General features: G+C 63.7%; 3 protein-coding genes. 1 reads left to right on the forward strand and 2 read right to left on the reverse strand.

Annotation, left to right across the window (positions count from 1 at the left end; genetic code table 11):
* The coding region (locus tag RMO25_RS11565; RefSeq protein WP_309662756.1) for a L,D-transpeptidase family protein at positions 1 to 823 on the forward strand (823 nt) is incomplete at its 5' end.
* Here the strand turns inward: RMO25_RS11565 and RMO25_RS11570 are convergent.
* Positions 820 to 1,335, reverse strand: coding sequence for a type II CAAX prenyl endopeptidase Rce1 family protein (locus tag RMO25_RS11570; protein WP_309662757.1), 516 nt, complete (start codon positions 1,333 to 1,335; stop codon positions 820 to 822). The two genes, RMO25_RS11565 and RMO25_RS11570, sit on opposite strands and share 4 nt — an antisense overlap.
* A gap of 45 nt (positions 1,336 to 1,380) precedes the next feature.
* The coding region (clpX, locus tag RMO25_RS11575) for an ATP-dependent Clp protease ATP-binding subunit ClpX (RefSeq protein WP_309662758.1) at positions 1,381 to 2,485 on the reverse strand (1,105 nt) is incomplete at its 5' end.

Here is a 2,485-nt window from a genome sequence, read left to right on the forward strand (position 1 = left end):
CGGGATCGCCGGCGGCGGGACAATCGACTCATTGAACCTCGGCGCCAACCATTATGAGCGGCTGATCATCGTCAATCTCGAGCGTGCCCGGCGGCTGCCGTTGGCGACAGAGGCGCATCGCTACATCCTGGTCGATGTCGGTGCAGCGAAACTATTCATGTACGAGAACGGGCGCGTGGTCGACAGCATGAAGGTGATCGTCGGCAAGGAAGAGACGGCGACCCCGATGATGGCCGCGCAGCTGCGCTATGCCAGCGTCAATCCGTATTGGAACGTGCCCCCCGAGCTGGTCATCAAGCTGATCGCACCCAACGTCATCAAGCAGGGGGTCACGTACCTCAAGGACCGCCGCTACGAAGTCCTCAACGACTGGAGCGACGAGGCCACTGCGCTCGATCCATCGACGGTCGACTGGCAGGCCGCGGCGGACGGCCGCAAGATCATCCGCGTGCGGCAGCTGCCTGGACCCGCCAATTCGATGGGCAAGGTCAAATATATGATGCCCAATGATTTTGGCATCTACCTTCACGATACGCCCCACAAGGAGCTGTTCGCCGACGCCAACCGGTGGATCAGCAATGGCTGCATCCGGCTCGAGGATGCGCCGCGGCTGGGCCAATGGCTGATGGGCGGACTGCCCCAGCCGCACGATCCCGACCGGCCCGACCGGGTCGACCTGCCCGACCCGGTGCCGGTCTACGTAACCTATCTGACGGTCGCGGCGACGCCGCAAGGGATCGAGTTTCGGCCGGATCCATATGAGCGCGACCCGGCGATTATCGCGCGCTATTTCGGCGATCGCGACCAGGTCGCGCTGCGTTAGCTTTCGAGACCCAGCACCAGCAGCATCGCCGGCAGCAGGTTATGCAGCGCATGGGCGGTCGCCGCCATGCCGATCGCAGCCATCGTCGATCGCGTCCGCCAGGTCAGGAACACGGTTGAGAAGATCGTGAACGGCCACCAGATCACCAGCCCCCAACCGAGCGCCGCGGTCGAATGCGCGATCCCCCACCCAACCGCGCTGATCAGCACCGCGACGGTCGGGCTCACGAACCGGCACAGCAGCACCAGCACTCCGCCCATGATCAGGGTCTCGGTCAGCGGGCCGATGGCGACCAGCAGCAAGAAAACGTACCAACTCGCGCTTGGGAACGTCGGAAAGGCGTCGTTGGGCATGACCGCCGAAACCGCGGCGCCAAGCGCCAGGGTCGGGACGAACACCAGCAACCAGGCGATCGCCAATGCGAACAGCGGCCGACGCGGCTCAAGCAGCGCCTTAGGCAAGTAGGAAATCGGTGGCCGCCATGTGACCGCCCGCGCCGCGAGGTCAGGCATCGGCTATCAGCACCTTAAGCTCGAGCGGAGGAAAAACGCGGGAGGTCAGGCGGCGTCGCCGGCTTTGCCCTTCTTGGCATAGACCCGGACCGGCTCCTTGCGGCCTTCGACGACATCGCGGTCGATATGGACCTCGTCGACCCCGTCCATCGACGGCAGGTCGAACATCGTGTCGAGCAAGATGCCCTCGAGGATCGAGCGCAGCCCGCGCGCGCCGGTCTTGCGGTCGATTGCCTTGATGGCGACGGAATGCAGTGCGTCGTCGGAGAAAGCGAGCTCGACGTCCTCCATGTCGAACAGCTTCTGATACTGTTTGACGAGAGCATTCTTGGGCTCGACCAGGATCTTGACCAGGGCTTCCTCGTCGAGATCCATCAAGGTCGCGATCACCGGCAGGCGGCCGATGAATTCGGGGATCAGGCCGAACTTCAGGAGATCCTCGGGCTCGCAATGCTGGAGCACTTCGCCGGTCTTGCGGTCTTCAGGCGCGGCGACATGGGCGCCGAAGCCGATCGACTTGCCCTGCAGGCGGTCGGCGATGATCTTTTCGAGACCAGCGAACGCGCCGCCGCAGATGAACAGGATGTTGGTAGTGTCGACCTGCAGGAATTCCTGCTGCGGATGCTTACGGCCGCCCTGCGGCGGGACCGAGGCGGTGGTGCCCTCCATCAGCTTGAGCAGCGCCTGCTGGACGCCCTCGCCCGACACGTCTCGGGTAATCGACGGATTGTCGGATTTGCGCGAAATCTTGTCGATTTCATCGATGTAGACGATGCCGCGCTGGGCCTTTTCGACATTATAATCGGACGCCTGGAGCAGCTTCAAAATGATATTCTCGACGTCTTCGCCGACATAACCGGCCTCGGTCAGCGTGGTCGCGTCGGCCATGGTGAACGGCACGTCGAGGATCCGCGCCAGCGTCTGGGCGAGCAAGGTCTTGCCGCAGCCGGTCGGGCCGATCAGCAGGATGTTGGACTTGGCCAGTTCGACGTCGGTGCCGGTCTTGGCGCCATGGTTCAAGCGCTTGTAATGGTTGTGGACCGCGACCGAGAGCACCCGCTTGGCGCGGCTCTGGCCGATCACATAATCGTCGAGCACCTTGCAGATCTCGGCCGGAGTCGGGACCCCGTCCCTGGTCTTCACCAGCGCC

It is taken from the genome of Sphingomonas sp., from assembly GCF_031361285.1.
Classification (GTDB): domain Bacteria; phylum Pseudomonadota; class Alphaproteobacteria; order Sphingomonadales; family Sphingomonadaceae; genus Sphingomicrobium.

What these genes read in the sequence shown, in the direction of transcription:
- RMO25_RS11570 (WP_309662757.1), bottom strand. Translation starts at nt 1,335, where the DNA reads ATGCCTGACCTCGCGGCGCGGGCGGTCACATGGCGGCCACCGATTTCC.